This window comes from Vibrio splendidus (assembly GCF_003345295.1).
In the GTDB taxonomy this organism is placed as follows: Bacteria; Pseudomonadota; Gammaproteobacteria; order Enterobacterales; family Vibrionaceae; genus Vibrio; species Vibrio splendidus_K.
Genome location: NZ_CP031056.1, coordinates 1,777,052 through 1,794,532, shown reverse-complemented (window position 1 = coordinate 1,794,532; position 17,481 = coordinate 1,777,052). Strand labels below are relative to the sequence as shown.

The following is a 17,481-nucleotide window of genomic DNA, read 5'->3' as shown; positions in this document are numbered from 1 at the left end:
ATATACAAACTAATCACTAAGCAACATTGGCCGTTCACTCGACTTATCTGTCAAACATCGTAAATTTGGGCGTAAATCGTTTCAAAACTACTGAAACGCGATGTTCAAAGATTCAGGGAGAGTCATTCACATGGATAAAGATCATAATCTTCGCGAAAACTTACTGGCACTGCTCTTAGGTAGCGCACTGGTTTCACTTGGCGTTATCTTTTTCAATCAAGTCGGTTTGCTCACCGGAGGCACGGCTGGTCTAGCGATCTTCATTACCAAAGTAACAGACCTAAGTTTTGGTCAAGTGTTCTTCGCGCTCAATTTACCTTTCTATATTTTGTCGGTTGCTCGTATGGGCTGGCGTTTTACTATCAATACCTTTATCGCGGTTTCGATTGTTTCGTTCGCTGTGGACCATTTGTATCACGTGATTCAGATTGCCGAAATTCATGCACTGTATGCAGCTTTAATCGGTGGTGGCTTGATTGGTACCGGCATGCTGGTGATCTTCCGTCATAAGATGAGTTTGGGTGGCTTCAACATTTTGGCGTTATTCTTACAAGAACGTTTTGGTATTCGAGCGGGCAAAGTTCAGATGGCGTTAGACTGTACGATTGTAGTGCTTTCACTGTTTATTGTTGACGTGTCACTGGTTCTATTGTCTGTGCTTGGTGCGATAGTCACCAACTTGATTCTAGCTATGAACCATAAACCGGGGCGCTATCAACCGGTCGTAAAAGCGGAAGCAGCGTAGTAAGTGGAAGCAGAGTAGCTAGGTTCGCTCAAGCATTAGATTTGCTTAAGCAAAGTGATTTGTAGATTCTAAAAACAACAAAGCCAGCATCAATTGCTGGCTTTGTTCATTTCAATAACTATTTCGATGTAGCCATTAGCAGTTGCTGCAATCGTTGTCTGGCTTGAGCTCGCAGTCAATCACATTGCCTTGTTGATCAAGTGACAGGTTACAACACTCTTCAAACAGGTTTTTAAGATCCCCGCGACTTTTCTGAACACGAGACTTAACGGTCGAGTAGCTGATGTTTTGAGCCTCTGCGATCTCTTTTTGGCTTTGGCCTTTTATGTCGACAGCAAGCAGTAATGATGAACTTTGTTCAGGTAGCGCCTGAATAAAGGGTTCAATACATAATGAAAGCTTCTGTTTGAACTCGGAGTTATGGTCTAAATCGGTGAACCATAGATCTTCAGCATCAATTTGGCTGTCACGTTGTTGTCTAGCATGCTTACGGTAAAAGTCGATGATCGTGTGATTGGCTAATTGGAATAGCCACGATTTTACGCTGCTTGTATCTTGGACTTTGTCTAGGTTTTGATAAGTCTTAATCAAAATCTCTTGAAGCAAGTCGTCTACATCGGCGGTGTTGCTGACCTTAGAATGCAAGAATGACTTTAGCGCTTGCTGATACTCAGCCCAAACCTGTTCTAAGTCCAAAGATGCCCTATTCAAAGGTGCTCCGTTCAAAGGTGCATTAGTTGCACTGTTCATTTACGCAACACTCGTCTTGTAAGAAATCAATCACGCCTTCTAGACATTCATACTCCGCCACGCAGAATAACGTTCTTCCTTCTCGTCTTTGGCTGATTAGTCCTGCCGATGCCAAGCTTGATATGTGGTGAGAAAGGGTAGACCCCGGAATTCCGAGCTCTTCTTGTAGGCCGCCAACCGCAATGCCTTGGTAGCCAGCTTTAACGACACTCTTATAAATAGTTAGGCGAATAGGGTGACCCAACTCTTTAAGTGCTTTCGCAACGACTTCTAAGTTCATATTAACTCCTCAAGATTTAATTTCGATATTAGTCGAAATGTAGTCCGAATACAAATGTAAAAATAGTGATTCTATAACTTATTGAAAATTCTTCCTTTTAAAAATCAATTCGATTTTTATCGAAATAAATCTTGATCTGTTACGAAATATTTCTATAATTCGAGAATATTCGAAATTAAAGGTTGGTTACTTTCCTCATAGAGTCCCGCCTTAAATCCAGTTTGGAGTTATTATGAGCAATGAAATGTTAACAATGCTAAAAGACGCACTTGATATGTTCGCTTTCTTAGCAGTAGAGCTAATCATCCTTTTTTTGGCGATCAGCTATATTGTTGGGATTCTACAAGAGTTTCTTACGCCAGAAAAGATTCAATCTATCTTGAGCTCACGTAACGGTAAGGGCTATGTGGTTGCTGCACTATTGGGTGCGATTACGCCTTTCTGTTCATGTTCGACGATTCCTTTCCTAAAAGGATTACTGCGTGCAAGAGCAGGTTTTGGTCCAATGATGGTGTTCCTATTCGGTAGCCCACTCTTGAACCCGGTGATCATTGGCTTGTTCGTGATTACGTTCGGCTGGCAAGTGGCTGTGTTCTACTTCTTAGTAGCAATGACGGTATCGGTAGTCGCAGGTTACGCACTTGAGAAGCTTGGCTTTGAGCGTTACGTAAAACCTGAAGCGTATGAATCGACAAGTTCTTCTTCAAGCTGTGGGACTAGCTGTGATGACTCTGCCCCTAAGAAAGCAGTACCTGCTAAAGCGGAATCTTCATGTGGTACAAGTGCATGTGGTGAGCCTGCACCTGTAATGGCAAAAGAGACATCTTGCTGCGATTCGAAAAAAGATGAACCACAAGTGACTGTGTCATGCTGCTCAACGGATGGAAGCGCGACGGCTGAAATCGTAGAGAAGAAAGAACCTAGCCGTTGGATGAGAATTTGGTTCTCAACTTGGAAAGACTTCAAACAAGTATTCCCTTATCTAATGATGGGTATCGCGATTGGTTCATTCATCTACGGCTTCATTCCTACAGACCTCATTGCACAGTACGCTGGTGAAGGTATGTGGTATGCGATTCCAGTAGCAGCCGTGATTGGTATTCCACTGTACATTCGTGCTGAAGCGGTAATCCCACTAAGTGCAGCTTTAGTACAAAAAGGTATGGCGTTGGGTTCAGTAATGGCATTGATCATTGGTAGTGCAGGCGCAAGTTTAACGGAAGTTATCCTGCTTAAATCAATCTTTAAGAATCAAATGATTGCAGCATTCCTATTCGTTATCCTAAGCATGGCGATGGGTGCAGGTTTCTTATACAGCTTTATCTTTGGTTAATCAGTTCTGATTACGAGATAACACCATTGATAACAAGACATCGATAATAAAAAAGAGCTCACATAGTTGAGCTCTTTTTGCGTTGAGACTATTAATTCGGAGATTAGAAACCGCGAATATCAAGCTCATTGTTGATCAACACAACGCACTGAGAAGCAAACAGCATGTTTGGACCCAAGCTGATTTTCTCTGTCCCTAAACGCTTCAAGCTATTGTAGCTTTTCTTCGGCATAGGGATATGGTCAGTTAGAAGGAAACATGGGTTTTCCGCAATCTCTGCATCACGGATAAAGTCGCCTTTCTTATCCATCATGTACAGCTGATGGTCTTCAGCCAGTTCTTTAACCAATTTTTCAAAGCTCATTGTACGAACAGTGATGCCAGCTTCAACCTGACGTGTCTGTTCTTTTGTCATGCCTTGAGAAGCGTCAACCGCTCTTACTACCGCAGATAACAGTGCAGATTCATGAAAGCCACCAATGTTGGTGATTTCATTTGAATCGAATGTAATGGTACGTGAAAAGTCTTTAGTACTCTCTAGCACAAGGTGCACGGTGACATTCTCACGGTGAGATTGAGCAACGAAGATCGTGTTCATCAGAGTATGAGCCAGAATCTCGGTATGAGCGTCTTGTCCAACACCTTCTAAGATAAGTTTGCTCTCTGTAGGGGCTGCGCGAGCGCGTAATACAAATGAACGCATGGAATGTACCTTGTCAGTATGTGATAAAGCGAAACAGACTTTATCAACATGAATTGATGAATAACCAAATTTATGGCGGTATGTAACTCTTTTCTATTAATGAAGTCAAATGGAGTTATGTATAGTACTGATCAGAAGAACTCTACGTATTAAATAGAGAATGACCACATTACAAGATGGTAAAGGTTGAAGCGAACCAAGGTTTACATAGATAGTATGCGCAAATTATTAGGTGACTTATACCAATCACAGTAAGTAAGTGATCATAAATAGTGCAGGAAAAAGGCTTGAAAACAAGGCGGCTCTATTCGACAAAGAGTTTCGATAAGTAGTTATTCTACAATCAAAATTTCTAACGCAGTTATTGAGCGTTTTAACCAGCTAGGATGAACAGTTATTTACTACGATTGGTATTATATATAAGGAAGTAGTCGATGAAGTTACAGAAGATTAATAAAGAAGAATATAGAAAGAAGATGAACCTGCTGTTGGTTTCATTGGTTGGGTCACTCGCCTTGTTTGCTATCGTATTCGGTAGCATTCTGATTGAACTTTTTGGTTCAGCTGGATCCGTTACTGGGGAAGCGACAGGTAATTTCCATTTGAATGTACTCGGGGTGATTTTATCAGTCGCCTTGAATGGGTTTATTGCGAGTCGTGTGAAGGGGCATGATTACTTTAAAGAAGCACTTTATGTGTGGAACCTTAAACAAGTTCACAATCAAATCTATCGTAAGCTTAAACGTATTCAACCAAAAGCTGAGCAAGGCGATCGACAAGCATTAACGATCCTTTACTTCTATTACACTACGCAAAAACAGGTATACGACCTAGATAATAATACATTGACGATAAAAACGGTTCAGCAATCGCTAGATAACATAGTGGAGCTAAGTGAAAAGTGGAGTATCGAACTGGATATAGAGGCATTCTCGAAAGATCTAGTCGCAAAATTCTAAGTTATATGCTCTTGATTGTATTAACTTTGGCCTATGAAAGAGGGTTTTGACGTAAAAGTAGACGCTTAAGCAACTTTTTTGAATTTTTATCAAAAAATGGGTTGCCATGTTTACGATGATCTCTATAATGCCGCCTCACTGACACGGCAGACGCCACAAGGCTTCAGCGGTAATCAGTAAGACGGAAAGTTCGAAAGAAATTAATTTTAAAAAGTGTTTGACACTTAAGATTAAATCGCTAGAATTCACGTCCGCTTTCAAGGGTTTCTTTGTAAAAAGAAAGTTTCGATAAGCAAAGCTCTTTAACAATTTAAACCTATCAATCTGTGTGGGCACTCGTTGATGAATATCAAAACGTTTTATCTTCCCTTTTTATAAAGAGAAGTAAAACAGATTCCTCGGAATCAACTTTGGTTTCAATGAACTGAGTGACCAATACGAATAACTACTTTCTCTTGTAGAAAGAAAGTATTTGGCACAGTCAATTCATTATCTTTCTGTTGGAAAGATAATAGCTTTAGAATTACTTTTTGTAGTTTTGAAGTCAGTATTCATTGAGCCGACAAAATCTTAAATTGAAGAGTTTGATCATGGCTCAGATTGAACGCTGGCGGCAGGCCTAACACATGCAAGTCGAGCGGAAACGACACTAACAATCCTTCGGGTGCGTTAATGGGCGTCGAGCGGCGGACGGGTGAGTAATGCCTAGGAAATTGCCTTGATGTGGGGGATAACCATTGGAAACGATGGCTAATACCGCATAATGCCTACGGGCCAAAGAGGGGGACCTTCGGGCCTCTCGCGTCAAGATATGCCTAGGTGGGATTAGCTAGTTGGTGAGGTAATGGCTCACCAAGGCGACGATCCCTAGCTGGTCTGAGAGGATGATCAGCCACACTGGAACTGAGACACGGTCCAGACTCCTACGGGAGGCAGCAGTGGGGAATATTGCACAATGGGCGAAAGCCTGATGCAGCCATGCCGCGTGTATGAAGAAGGCCTTCGGGTTGTAAAGTACTTTCAGTTGTGAGGAAGGGGGTAACGTTAATAGCGTTATCTCTTGACGTTAGCAACAGAAGAAGCACCGGCTAACTCCGTGCCAGCAGCCGCGGTAATACGGAGGGTGCGAGCGTTAATCGGAATTACTGGGCGTAAAGCGCATGCAGGTGGTTCATTAAGTCAGATGTGAAAGCCCGGGGCTCAACCTCGGAACTGCATTTGAAACTGGTGAACTAGAGTGCTGTAGAGGGGGGTAGAATTTCAGGTGTAGCGGTGAAATGCGTAGAGATCTGAAGGAATACCAGTGGCGAAGGCGGCCCCCTGGACAGACACTGACACTCAGATGCGAAAGCGTGGGGAGCAAACAGGATTAGATACCCTGGTAGTCCACGCCGTAAACGATGTCTACTTGGAGGTTGTGGCCTTGAGCCGTGGCTTTCGGAGCTAACGCGTTAAGTAGACCGCCTGGGGAGTACGGTCGCAAGATTAAAACTCAAATGAATTGACGGGGGCCCGCACAAGCGGTGGAGCATGTGGTTTAATTCGATGCAACGCGAAGAACCTTACCTACTCTTGACATCCAGAGAAGCCAGCGGAGACGCAGGTGTGCCTTCGGGAACTCTGAGACAGGTGCTGCATGGCTGTCGTCAGCTCGTGTTGTGAAATGTTGGGTTAAGTCCCGCAACGAGCGCAACCCTTATCCTTGTTTGCCAGCGAGTAATGTCGGGAACTCCAGGGAGACTGCCGGTGATAAACCGGAGGAAGGTGGGGACGACGTCAAGTCATCATGGCCCTTACGAGTAGGGCTACACACGTGCTACAATGGCGCATACAGAGGGCAGCAAGCTAGCGATAGTGAGCGAATCCCAAAAAGTGCGTCGTAGTCCGGATTGGAGTCTGCAACTCGACTCCATGAAGTCGGAATCGCTAGTAATCGTGAATCAGAATGTCACGGTGAATACGTTCCCGGGCCTTGTACACACCGCCCGTCACACCATGGGAGTGGGCTGCAAAAGAAGTGGGTAGTTTAACCTTTCGGGGAGGACGCTCACCACTTTGTGGTTCATGACTGGGGTGAAGTCGTAACAAGGTAGCCCTAGGGGAACCTGGGGCTGGATCACCTCCTTATACGAAGATAGTCACGATGAGTGTCCACACAGATTGATTAGGTTTAGAAAAGCAAAGAGAAGAAGAACTCCCAAGGTTCTTCAAAGTTTGTTTCTACTTTTTAAAGTAGAGATAAATTGCAGTGTCCCGTTCGTCTAGAGGCCTAGGACACCGCCCTTTCACGGCGGTAACAGGGGTTCGACTCCCCTACGGGATACCACTTCCTTCAAGAAGTAAAAAGGGTCGTTAGCTCAGTTGGTAGAGCAGTTGACTTTTAATCAATTGGTCGCAGGTTCGAATCCTGCACGACCCACCATTTCCTCCCAAGGAAATAAAAATTTGGGGCGATTAGCTCAGTTGGGAGAGCACCTGCCTTACAAGCAGGGGGTCACTGGTTCGAGCCCGGTATCGCCCACCATTTCCTCCCAAGGAAATAAAAATATGGGGCTATAGCTCAGCTGGGAGAGCGCCTGCCTTGCACGCAGGAGGTCTGCGGTTCGATCCCGCATAGCTCCACCATTCTTTCTCCATGAAGAATGGCTTTTATTTTCACTTTTTGAAAGTGAAGACAAAAGAACTATCATGGGCGATTAGCTCAGTTGGGAGAGCACCTGCCTTACAAGCAGGGGGTCACTGGTTCGAGCCCGGTATCGCCCACCATCTTTAAACATTCTTTGATGACAACAGTCTAATGAGAGTTTTTAAAAATGGTTTTGAAAGTTTAAAACTCGAAAAACTCTTGCTCTTTAACAATTTGGAAAGCTGACTGATTTGAATAACGAAGTTATTTAAATCAAATTTAAAAGTTCTCAATGTTTATCTGCTCTTATTTAATAAGAACGGCATAAACACAACAAACACATTCAAGTGTCTTGTATTCGAATGATCAGAAATGATTGTTCATTTTTTGATTCTACTTTTTATTAAAAAGTGGAAACAAGAAGTAAATTGAGTCCGGCAAACAGTTATCAAGAATTAACCCTTCTTGATGACAACCAAAAACCTTGGTTAGTTGCCATACGCTTATTTGTCTTCACTTTTTAAAGTGAAAGCAAATAGAAACCCTTTCGGGTTGTATGGTTAAGTGACTAAGCGTACACGGTGGATGCCTTGGCAGTCAGAGGCGATGAAAGGCGTAATAACTTGCGATAAGCCCAGATTAGGTAGTAATAACCTTTTGAGTCTGGGATTCCTGAATGGGGAAACCCACTTACATAAGTAAGTATCCTGTTGTGAATACATAGCAACAGGAGGCAAACCGGGGGAACTGAAACATCTAAGTACCCCGAGGAAGAGAAATCAACCGAGATTCCGAAAGTAGCGGCGAGCGAAATTGGATTAGCCCTTAAGCTTTTAATGAGACAGACGAAGGCTCTGGAAAGTGCCGCAGTAAAGGGTGATAGCCCCGTAGTCGACATCTCATAATCAGTGAAAACGAGTAGGGCGGGACACGTGATATCCTGTCTGAATATGGGGGGACCATCCTCCAAGGCTAAATACTACTGACTGACCGATAGTGAACCAGTACCGTGAGGGAAAGGCGAAAAGAACCCCTGTGAGGGGAGTGAAATAGAACCTGAAACCGTGTACGTACAAGCAGTAGGAGCACCTTCGTGGTGTGACTGCGTACCTTTTGTATAATGGGTCAGCGACTTAATTTTAGTAGCAAGGTTAACCGTTTAGGGGAGCCGTAGGGAAACCGAGTCTTAACTGGGCGTACAGTTGCTAGGATTAGACCCGAAACCAGGTGATCTAGCCATGGGCAGGTTGAAGGTTGAGTAACATCAACTGGAGGACCGAACCGACTAATGTTGAAAAATTAGCGGATGACTTGTGGCTAGGGGTGAAAGGCCAATCAAACCTGGAGATAGCTGGTTCTCCCCGAAAGCTATTTAGGTAGCGCCTCGGACGAATACTACTGGGGGTAGAGCACTGTTAAGGCTAGGGGGTCATCCCGACTTACCAACCCTTTGCAAACTCCGAATACCAGTAAGTACTATCCGGGAGACACACGGCGGGTGCTAACGTCCGTCGTGGAGAGGGAAACAACCCAGACCGCCAGCTAAGGTCCCAAAGTATAGCTAAGTGGGAAACGATGTGGGAAGGCTCAGACAGCCAGGATGTTGGCTTAGAAGCAGCCATCATTTAAAGAAAGCGTAATAGCTCACTGGTCGAGTCGGCCTGCGCGGAAGATGTAACGGGGCTAAGCTATACACCGAAGCTGCGGCTACGTACCTTAGGGTATGTGGGGTAGGGGAGCGTTCTGTAAGCCGTTGAAGGTGGTCTGTAAGGGCTGCTGGAGGTATCAGAAGTGCGAATGCTGACATGAGTAACGATAAAGGGAGTGAAAAACTCCCTCGCCGGAAGACCAAGGGTTCCTGTCCAACGTTAATCGGGGCAGGGTAAGTCGACTCCTAAGGCGAGGCCGAAAGGCGTAGTCGATGGGAAACGGGTTAATATTCCCGTACTTCTTACAATTGCGATGGGGGGACGGAGAAGGCTAGGTGGGCCTGGCGACGGTTGTCCAGGTTCAAGTATGTAGGCGGAAAGTTTAGGTAAATCCGGACTTTCATTAACGCTGAGATACGATGTCGAGCTACTACGGTAGTGAAGTCATTGATGCCATGCTTCCAGGAAAAGCCTCTAAGCTTCAGATTGTAAGGAATCGTACCCCAAACCGACACAGGTGGTCGGGTAGAGAATACCAAGGCGCTTGAGAGAACTCGGGTGAAGGAACTAGGCAAAATGGTACCGTAACTTCGGGAGAAGGTACGCTCTTATCAGTGAAGTCCCTTGCGGATGGAGCAGACGAGAGTCGCAGATACCAGGTGGCTGCAACTGTTTATTAAAAACACAGCACTGTGCAAAATCGTAAGATGACGTATACGGTGTGACGCCTGCCCGGTGCCGGAAGGTTAATTGATGGGGTTAGACTTCGGTCGAAGCTCTTGATCGAAGCCCCGGTAAACGGCGGCCGTAACTATAACGGTCCTAAGGTAGCGAAATTCCTTGTCGGGTAAGTTCCGACCTGCACGAATGGCGTAATGATGGCCACGCTGTCTCCACCCGAGACTCAGTGAAATTGAAATCGCTGTGAAGATGCAGTGTACCCGCGGCTAGACGGAAAGACCCCGTGAACCTTTACTACAGCTTGGCACTGAACATTGAACCTACATGTGTAGGATAGGTGGGAGACTATGAAACCGCGTCGCTAGATGTGGTGGAGTCGTCCTTGAAATACCACCCTTGTAGTTTTGATGTTCTAACGTTGGTCCCTGAATCGGGATTACGGACAGTGCCTGGTGGGTAGTTTGACTGGGGCGGTCTCCTCCCAAAGAGTAACGGAGGAGCACGAAGGTGGGCTAAACACGGTTGGACATCGTGTGGTTAGTGCAATGGCATAAGCCCGCTTGACTGCGAGAATGACAATTCGAGCAGGTGCGAAAGCAGGTCATAGTGATCCGGTGGTTCTGAATGGAAGGGCCATCGCTCAACGGATAAAAGGTACTCCGGGGATAACAGGCTGATACCGCCCAAGAGTTCATATCGACGGCGGTGTTTGGCACCTCGATGTCGGCTCATCACATCCTGGGGCTGAAGTCGGTCCCAAGGGTATGGCTGTTCGCCATTTAAAGTGGTACGCGAGCTGGGTTTAGAACGTCGTGAGACAGTTCGGTCCCTATCTGCCGTGGGCGTTGGAAAATTGAAAGGGGCTGCTCCTAGTACGAGAGGACCGGAGTGGACGAACCTCTGGTGTTCGGGTTGTCATGCCAATGGCATTGCCCGGTAGCTAAGTTCGGAATCGATAACCGCTGAAAGCATCTAAGCGGGAAGCGAGCCTTGAGATGAGTTTTCCCTGGCACTATAAGTGTCCTAAAGGGTTGTCGTAGACTACGACGTTGATAGGCAGGGTGTGTAAGTGCTGCGAGGCATTGAGCTAACCTGTACTAATTGCCCGTGAGGCTTAACCATACAACACCCAAGGGGTTTTGTGGACTCAGATATACCAGACCTTGAATGAGTTTGAAGAGAAATAACTTTTAGATTAGCTTTCCAGATTATTTTGCCTTCAGTTTTTAAAAAACTGAAAGTAAAAGCAAAATTTGCTTGGCGACCATAGCATTGTGGACCCACCTGATTCCATGCCGAACTCAGAAGTGAAACACAATAGCGCCGATGGTAGTGTGGGGTTTCCCCATGTGAGAGTAGGACATCGCCAGGCTTTAAATATCGTTACCTGTGTATACATGTAACAACATCTACAGTGCACTAATCTGTTGATGACAATTTGTTGGAGGGATGGCTGAGTGGTCGAAAGCACCGGTCTTGAAAACCGGCAACCGTTAATAGCGGTTCTAGGGTTCAAATCCCTATCCCTCCACCACCATTGAAAAGCCCGCTGAGAAATCAGCGGGCTTTTTTTCGTCTAAAAAGTGTACAAAACAAGTATTCATTGTCCTAACTATGTCTTATACCAATCCGGAAAATTAACTGCTCAGGTCTATCCAATCTCTTTAGCACGTTTTGTTACGCGATCTTGGTAATCAATAAATCTATTCCAAGCGCAACAAACCTTGGAAATAATGTCATTATAATCAATGAAATTTTGGTTCGTTAGTAGGGTTGTTGTAATTCCAATAATTAACCTATCAATCGAGCCCAATATCTAAAGCTGAGAGATTGAACTCAGCGTTTATCTTCACAAAAGCTTTTCCAAGTACTACATACTGAGCTAACTATATCGTTATAGTTTTCAAAACACCTATTCGCTGCTTGTACTGACGAAGCAATTGCCAAACTTGCCCTATCGGGTTTAATTCTGGTGAATATGGCGGGATATGGATTATCGTGATGTTCTTAAAATGATTGGCTAAGTGTGTTTGATGCCAGTTCGCTTGATCCATGATAACTACGGAATGTTTACCAGTAGGTGTTGCCGTTGAGAGCAAATCAACGTGCTTCGTCATTGCTCCCATGTTACTTTTGAACAGCTTTAGGTCGAGTTCCTCATTCAGCCCAAATCTTGGTTGTGGTATTACGTTGACCCAATCTAGCTTCCTCTTGAAACCAAACAAGTACTTTTTTAAGTGGATATGCGCAGGGATCTTAAGGAGCGTTTCTATTTGGAATTTTTAAATCGTCGTGGATTTACTGTGATTGTTTGGATGTATTGAACGAGAACTTATTCACGACAATTCCATGTGCTCAAGTAGTTAAAAGGTAGGGTTAGGATGATAGTGTTTATCAAAATGCTTAACGATGTAGTTATATACATCGGCTCTCGACAAGGCGTCGCTCGCCAGAAGGAGAATCAGCATCTTTCTTTATGAAGGTATTGAGTTGTTGGTGTATACGATATCGACAGATACTCTGAAAAAGGTTGTGCCTCGTAAATGCAGTATTTTTGGGAGATAGTCATCTAAGAAACTAAGCTGTGAAATACCTTAATAATGGTAAAATAGCAGAGTGGAAAGTCCAGTTTTGTTATAACGAACGCTCAAGTGAGTTAAATCATAGCGAGTGTCAACCCTATAAACAAAGTTATAGATCTAGATATGCTAGTTAGAAGCTAGCTATATACTGTGTGGCTTTGTCTCTAGGCTGATTTGATCAACAATGTCTTAAGGATGAAGAGCAAATTTAAACTCCACCATTGATTTGAGGGTTATTTTTAATTAATGCCTTGAATTGTTCCAATAGATCAATACTTTGTTTATTTTGCAATTTATCTTTGTGCAGATACGCGCCAATCGTCGCGTTACTAAAGCACTCTTTCATTTTAAGTGGGACAATATCAAGGGTATTGAAATAAGATCTCATGTTCATTGGGTAAGGCAAAATAGCATCACTGTTTTGCAGTAAATCAATTGCTGTTAACAGTGAGTTCGTATTGTAGATAACCTTTTCTTGTAAATAGTGACGTTTTTGAAAGGTTGTTAATTCTTCACTCTGTTGTTGAACTAAATGTGAAAATCGTTTTTTTGCCGCGCCTAAATCAACCGATGGAAAGCGAGCAATATCTTCGTTGCTACAGGTTATTTCAAGCAAAGGATGACCTTTTCTTACATAGACTTCTTCACTGCATTGAAAAAGGGGATGGAACAGTATGTCTTCATATTGTGCTAGGCCGAGTATTTCATGGCCAACAAAGATACTGATTTCGTCGCTGAGCAATAAGTTCATTAATTGTAGGTGATTCCCTACGTCAACAGAGATATTGCTGTGAGGATAAGAATCTCTAAAACCTTGTACGCAGTCTCGAATAAACAAATGCCACCATGCATCTCCACAACCAATTTTAAGTTCGGTTTGATGTCGGAGCTTATTCTTCTCTAATTTATTAAGGGTGTTTTCATAGAGGTTTTGCATCATTTTTGCTTGTTCGTAAAGTAACTCGCCACTAGAGGTTAGGGTGATCCCTTTTGAGTTACGATTAAACAACTTGCTGCCTAGTTTCTCCTCTAACTTCTGCATGTTATGACTTAATGTCGGTTGACTTAAGCAGAGATTATTAGCGGCTTGGGTGACGTTTTGAGTCTTAGCTACTTGAATGAATTGGATCATTAATTTAAACATAATAGCTCTTTACTTGAATAATAAAGAGCTATTTTATGTGGCTTATTACATGATATCTAGCGATTACTTCTTATTTTGATACATGGAGAAGCTAAAGGGTTCCAATGTTAAGGTCTCTTTTAATTTGCAAGCAGTATCGTTATAAATATCAGTGACATAATGATTTGACAATGAATCAGGAAGAGTAATATTAATCGTGTTTACACTGTTATTTATAACAATAGTAATGCACTCGTCTTTTAAGGTTTTTTGGTAGATAAGACATTGCTTTTCATTGTCGCTCATTAACCAATTAATGTGATGAGCACGCAGAGCTGGGTGCTGTTTGCGTAATTTGATGATCTGCATAATATGTCGTCTCATGTCCATATCATGTTTGCCCTCATCCCAAATCATGCATTTACGATTTAATGGATCGGCTCCGCCATCTAAGCCAATTTCACTACCATAATAAATACACGGTGTACCACTGTGAGTAAATTGGAATAAGTAGGCCAGTTTCACTTTCTCTTTATTGCCATCACAACGATGAAGAATACGAGCCGTATCATGGCTATCTAACAAGGAAAATGCCACTTCATTAACCGCAATCGGGTAGCTTGTGTTGACATCATTTACCGCATATTTAAACTGATTCGCATTGAGGTTACCATGAGCAAAAAATCCTATCATGGCATCGGATAATGGGTAATTCATTACGGCATCAAATTGATCACCAGCAAGCCAATTCATTGAATCATGCCACGCTTCACCTAAGATGTAGATCTCAGGTTTAATCGCTTTTAATTCATCACGGAAGCGTCGCCAAAAGCGTTGATCAACTTCGTTTGCGACATCTAAACGCCACGCATCGATATTGAAATTACGTACCCAATAGCGACCAACTTCAAGTAAATACGCCATCACTTCTGGATTTTCGGTATTTAACTTTGGCATGTTCTGCGCAAAGGCAAAGGTGCGATAGTTGAGATACTCTTTACTGTGCTGATCCTTTTTAGACTCGTCTAAAAGTGGGAACTTCTCAACATAGAACCAATCAATGTATTTAGAGTCTTTACCGTTTTTGATGACATCTTGCCATTGAAGAGAATCGGCACCAATATGATTGAATACGGCATCTAACATGACTTTCATGCCACGCTTGTGGGCTTCTGCTATTAGGGTTCTTACTGTGTCGTCATCACCAAAAGCAGGGTCAACTTTTAGATAATCAACGGTGTCGTATTTGTGATTCGTTTTACCTTGAGTAATTGGTGTGAAATATAAGCCTGTAATACCGAGATCTTGTAGGTAGTCAAGATGGTCAATGACACCTTGTAAATCACCACCAAAGAAGCTTTTAGTTTTCGGGTCTTCAGAACCCCAAGATAGTACATTTTTAGGTGAGATTGAGGGATCACCATTGGCAAAGCGCTCAGGGAATATTTGATACCAAACTGTCTCTTTTACCCAATGTGGTGGGCTAAATACATCGATGGGGTTCATGTATGGGAAGCAGTAAAAGTTGAGTAATTGGCTTAATACAGGATCTGCATCATCGGTGATGGTAAAAATTTGTTTTTCAGTAACGAGCAGTTTTTCGCTCTCTTCACCTTCAAGAATAAAAGCATAACGAGCACGGAAAAATCGTGGTTGTGCTTCGCAGAACCAGTAATCAAACAGTTCTGTTTCACACTCTTTTTCCATCACAAAGTTTTCGCCGCCACTCCAACCCATTGCATCTTCTGCATTTAGGTTGCCGCCACCGCCACCTGACGTCCAATCGTATGGATCACCAATTCTTAACGTAGCGTTATTGACTTCGCCTTTTGCTGTGCGAATACGCAAATGAAGTGTTTCTTTATCATAAGTATAAGAATAACTTGAGTGAGATCTATGATAGATCGCTGCTTTTGTAATCATGATTAATACCGTTTAATGAAAGTACCAACCAGAATAACTATCTGACGTAATAGCCACCCAGGTTAGTATAATTGTTTAAATATGCAATTCTATTTTTGGTGTATTTGTTCGTAATATTTCACGACGCGTAATACCTCACTCACGCTCCACGCTTGGGCGAAACAACCACGAGATTGACTTGGTGCGTAACCATCATAGATTTCAGCCAATTGACCAATACAGCCTTCGTATAGGCCATCTTGGTTATGCTCAATAAACTGCTCCACAATACGAAATAAATCTTTATCTTGTGGGAATTGGCGTAAGATCCCCATTAAGAATTGACCAATCATAAAGCCCCAAACTGTGCCTTGGTGATAGGCCATGTCTCGGTCAAAATGCGAGCCTGTACACACGGCTTTAAATTCAGGATCACTCATTGCAAGCGAGCGTAAACCCAAGGGTGAATATAGCTCTTTATAAATGGTAAGAATGACCGAACGTGCTCTTTCTTGACTTAATATTGGGAAAGGAAGGCCAACGGCATAAGCTTGATTTGGGCGAATTTGTTGGTTTACTTCACCTTCTTTAATCCAATCATTTAAATAACCAGTTTTGTTGTAAAACTCATCGTTAAAGGTGGTTTTTACTTGCTCTACCAGTGCAGGTAATTCTGGCATTGGTTTGTTCAGTTTTTGATTAAAGAAATCAAGAATAGACAACGCATTAAACCAAAGTGCATTGATTTCTACAGCGCAACCATGTCTTGGTGTCGGTACGATATCTCCGTAACGAATGTCCATCCAAGTAAGCTGATCAAAACCGCTGCCGCCGCTGATCAAGCCGTTATCAAGCATCTTAATCTCAAAGTCAGTACCGTTACGGTAATGCTGATAAATGTTAGTCATGCATTGATACGCTTCATCACGAATAAACTCTAGATCACCGCTTGCTTGGTAATATTCATATAAGCTAACAATGAAGAGTAGCGATGCATCAATGGTGTTATACATTGGCTCAACCCCAGCTTCAGGGAAAAGGTTAGGCAGTACACCACGACGTTCGTAACGGATAAATGTACGGAAGATCTGTCTTGCGTCTTCAAATTGATTGGTTGATAAATTGCAGCCCCATAATGCAATCATGGTGTCGCGACCCCAATCGGCAAAGAATGGGTAGCCTGCAATGATTGATTTGGATTCTGTTGAGTCACGGTCAACGACAAACTGCTCACTGGCACGAACCAATTGCTTTCCAAATAGGCTCTTTAGATTAGCGCGCTTGATGTACTCCTGTTGGCGCTTAATTTCTGCGTTAATCATTTTATCGGCAGTCTGTGTTTCTAGAGAAACTGCGCGATCTTCTTCAGCTTCAAACACTATCGAGAATTGTTCGTGCGTTTCAGTCCCAACAAAAGCAATGGTATGAAGCGCTATTTGAGCATCTGTTGCAGGACGGCCATCGCGAGCATCATAAGAAAAGTACAGACCCGACTCATAGCGAGGGGCATCCAATGCTGAATCAGCACCATTGTGACGATAAGTAAGTGCTTGACCGTTACTGGTGATTTTCCCATCTTGGTGTGCAAATTCTTGCTGTTTTGATAGGTTCTGTCCTTTTGCACAGAAGTGGTATTTTGGCGTTACATTTAATGTGAATGCTTGTTTTAACGGATTGAATATTTGATATTTTACAGCAAGGCGATTTACACCTTGAGCCATTACAATCGTTTTGGTGATCTCAATACCACGGATACGATACGTAAACTCTGGAAGATGAGTTTGAGTAAAATTATCAAACAGTAGGGTTGAATCTACAGTGTCATAAGGATTTACATTCGCTTGTGAAGAAAGTGGATGGGAGTCTCCGCTTGGTAAGGTAATACGGTCATCTAAGTGACGAACAAAATTAAAGCGATTGTTTGGTGCAACAAGACTTGCCATAAACAACGCGTGATCACTTCGACTGCAAGAGCCTGCAAGGGTAAGAGAAGAATAACCACCTAATCCATTCGTTAGCAGGTAGTTCGATTCTTCAAGGCGATCCATATCGCGAAAATTTGCTTTAGAAAGAGAGATTTTCATGTGAACCTTACAATTAAATATCAAATGTTATCTCGTGTTTATTTTATTCACGCTGTAGGTATTA

General features: G+C 43.1%; 10 protein-coding genes, 6 tRNA genes and 3 rRNA genes. 12 read left to right on the top strand and 7 right to left on the bottom strand.

The window, feature by feature from the left end; genetic code table 11:
• Window positions 1-130 precede the first annotated feature (130 nt).
• Window positions 131-745 (top strand): DUF6198 family protein, encoded by a 615-nt coding sequence (locus DUN60_RS23545; RefSeq protein ID WP_029222369.1) that lies wholly within the window; start codon window positions 131-133, stop codon window positions 743-745.
• 135 nt (window positions 746-880) lie between these two features.
• Here DUN60_RS23545 and sigZ read toward each other — a convergent pair whose 3' ends face one another.
• Both sigZ and DUN60_RS23535 read right to left on the bottom strand, forming a co-directional pair.
• A complete protein-coding gene (sigZ, locus tag DUN60_RS23540) occupies window positions 881-1,495 on the bottom strand; it encodes an RNA polymerase sigma factor SigZ (protein ID WP_114635635.1) in 615 nt (204 codons plus the stop codon).
• Window positions 1,479-1,775 (bottom strand): ArsR/SmtB family transcription factor, encoded by a 297-nt coding sequence (locus tag DUN60_RS23535; protein ID WP_004733042.1) that lies wholly within the window; start codon window positions 1,773-1,775, stop codon window positions 1,479-1,481. The genes sigZ and DUN60_RS23535 overlap by 17 nt, the downstream gene beginning before the upstream one ends.
• 232 nt (window positions 1,776-2,007) lie before the next feature.
• On the opposite strand from DUN60_RS23535, the gene DUN60_RS23530 reads away from it, so the two are divergent.
• Complete coding sequence (locus tag DUN60_RS23530) at window positions 2,008-3,108, top strand: permease (RefSeq protein ID WP_114635634.1); 1,101 nt, start codon at window positions 2,008-2,010, stop codon at window positions 3,106-3,108.
• A gap of 103 nt (window positions 3,109-3,211) precedes the next feature.
• Here the strand turns inward: DUN60_RS23530 and trmY are convergent, their stop codons facing one another.
• Window positions 3,212-3,811: a tRNA (pseudouridine(54)-N(1))-methyltransferase TrmY gene (trmY, locus tag DUN60_RS23525; RefSeq protein WP_054546299.1), complete on the bottom strand. Its 600-nt coding sequence runs from the start codon at window positions 3,809-3,811 to the stop codon at window positions 3,212-3,214.
• Between the two features lie 434 nt (window positions 3,812-4,245).
• Between trmY and DUN60_RS23520 the strand changes: the two genes are divergently transcribed.
• From DUN60_RS23520 to DUN60_RS23470, 10 genes are all read left to right on the top strand, one after another.
• Window positions 4,246-4,770: a DUF3087 family protein gene (locus tag DUN60_RS23520; RefSeq protein ID WP_114635633.1), complete on the top strand. Its 525-nt coding sequence runs from the start codon at window positions 4,246-4,248 to the stop codon at window positions 4,768-4,770.
• Between the two features lie 572 nt (window positions 4,771-5,342).
• Window positions 5,343-6,897 (top strand): 16S ribosomal RNA (locus DUN60_RS23510).
• Between the two features lie 123 nt (window positions 6,898-7,020).
• Window positions 7,021-7,096: transfer RNA gene (locus DUN60_RS23505), tRNA-Glu, on the top strand.
• Between the two features lie 20 nt (window positions 7,097-7,116).
• A tRNA-Lys gene (locus tag DUN60_RS23500) sits at window positions 7,117-7,192 on the top strand.
• 26 nt (window positions 7,193-7,218) lie between these two features.
• Window positions 7,219-7,294 (top strand) — tRNA-Val (locus DUN60_RS23495).
• 25 nt (window positions 7,295-7,319) lie between these two features.
• Window positions 7,320-7,395 (top strand) — tRNA-Ala (locus DUN60_RS23490).
• Window positions 7,396-7,460: 65 nt separating this feature from the next.
• Window positions 7,461-7,536 (top strand) — tRNA-Val (locus DUN60_RS23485).
• A gap of 418 nt (window positions 7,537-7,954) precedes the next feature.
• Window positions 7,955-10,848 (top strand): 23S ribosomal RNA (locus tag DUN60_RS23480).
• A 134-nt stretch (window positions 10,849-10,982) separates the two neighbouring features.
• Window positions 10,983-11,098 (top strand): 5S ribosomal RNA (gene rrf, locus DUN60_RS23475).
• The 16S, 23S and 5S rRNA genes sit together here with 6 tRNA genes alongside, the layout of an rRNA operon.
• 71 nt (window positions 11,099-11,169) lie before the next feature.
• Window positions 11,170-11,260 (top strand) — tRNA-Ser (locus tag DUN60_RS23470).
• Between the two features lie 352 nt (window positions 11,261-11,612).
• On the opposite strand, the gene DUN60_RS25040 is transcribed toward DUN60_RS23470, so the two are convergent.
• The 4 genes from DUN60_RS25040 to DUN60_RS23450 all read right to left on the bottom strand — a co-directional run bounded on the left by DUN60_RS25040 (window position 11,613) and on the right by DUN60_RS23450 (window position 17,417).
• On the bottom strand, window positions 11,613-11,780 hold the full coding sequence (locus DUN60_RS25040) for a transposase (RefSeq protein ID WP_425275399.1): 168 nt from the start codon (window positions 11,778-11,780) through the stop codon (window positions 11,613-11,615).
• 736 nt (window positions 11,781-12,516) lie between these two features.
• Window positions 12,517-13,452: a LysR family transcriptional regulator gene (locus tag DUN60_RS23460; protein WP_114635631.1), complete on the bottom strand. Its 936-nt coding sequence runs from the start codon at window positions 13,450-13,452 to the stop codon at window positions 12,517-12,519.
• 63 nt (window positions 13,453-13,515) lie between these two features.
• Window positions 13,516-15,354 (bottom strand): glycoside hydrolase family 13 protein, encoded by a 1,839-nt coding sequence (locus tag DUN60_RS23455; RefSeq protein ID WP_114635630.1) that lies wholly within the window; start codon window positions 15,352-15,354, stop codon window positions 13,516-13,518.
• 89 nt (window positions 15,355-15,443) lie between these two features.
• On the bottom strand, window positions 15,444-17,417 hold the full coding sequence (locus DUN60_RS23450) for an amylo-alpha-1,6-glucosidase (RefSeq protein ID WP_114635629.1): 1,974 nt from the start codon (window positions 17,415-17,417) through the stop codon (window positions 15,444-15,446).
• Between the last annotated feature and the right edge of the window lie 64 nt (window positions 17,418-17,481).

What these genes read in the sequence shown, in the direction of transcription:
- DUN60_RS23545 (WP_029222369.1), top strand. Translation starts at nt 131, where the DNA reads ATGGATAAAGATCATAATCTTCGCGAAAACTTACTGGCACTGCTCTTA.
- sigZ (WP_114635635.1), bottom strand. Translation starts at nt 1,495, where the DNA reads ATGAACAGTGCAACTAATGCACCTTTGAACGGAGCACCTTTGAATAGG.
- DUN60_RS23535 (WP_004733042.1), bottom strand. Translation starts at nt 1,775, where the DNA reads ATGAACTTAGAAGTCGTTGCGAAAGCACTTAAAGAGTTGGGTCACCCT.
- DUN60_RS23530 (WP_114635634.1), top strand. Translation starts at nt 2,008, where the DNA reads ATGAGCAATGAAATGTTAACAATGCTAAAAGACGCACTTGATATGTTC.
- trmY (WP_054546299.1), bottom strand. Translation starts at nt 3,811, where the DNA reads ATGCGTTCATTTGTATTACGCGCTCGCGCAGCCCCTACAGAGAGCAAA.
- DUN60_RS23520 (WP_114635633.1), top strand. Translation starts at nt 4,246, where the DNA reads ATGAAGTTACAGAAGATTAATAAAGAAGAATATAGAAAGAAGATGAAC.
- DUN60_RS25040 (WP_425275399.1), bottom strand. Translation starts at nt 11,780, where the DNA reads ATGGATCAAGCGAACTGGCATCAAACACACTTAGCCAATCATTTTAAG.
- DUN60_RS23460 (WP_114635631.1), bottom strand. Translation starts at nt 13,452, where the DNA reads ATGTTTAAATTAATGATCCAATTCATTCAAGTAGCTAAGACTCAAAAC.
- DUN60_RS23455 (WP_114635630.1), bottom strand. Translation starts at nt 15,354, where the DNA reads ATGATTACAAAAGCAGCGATCTATCATAGATCTCACTCAAGTTATTCT.
- DUN60_RS23450 (WP_114635629.1), bottom strand. Translation starts at nt 17,417, where the DNA reads ATGAAAATCTCTCTTTCTAAAGCAAATTTTCGCGATATGGATCGCCTT.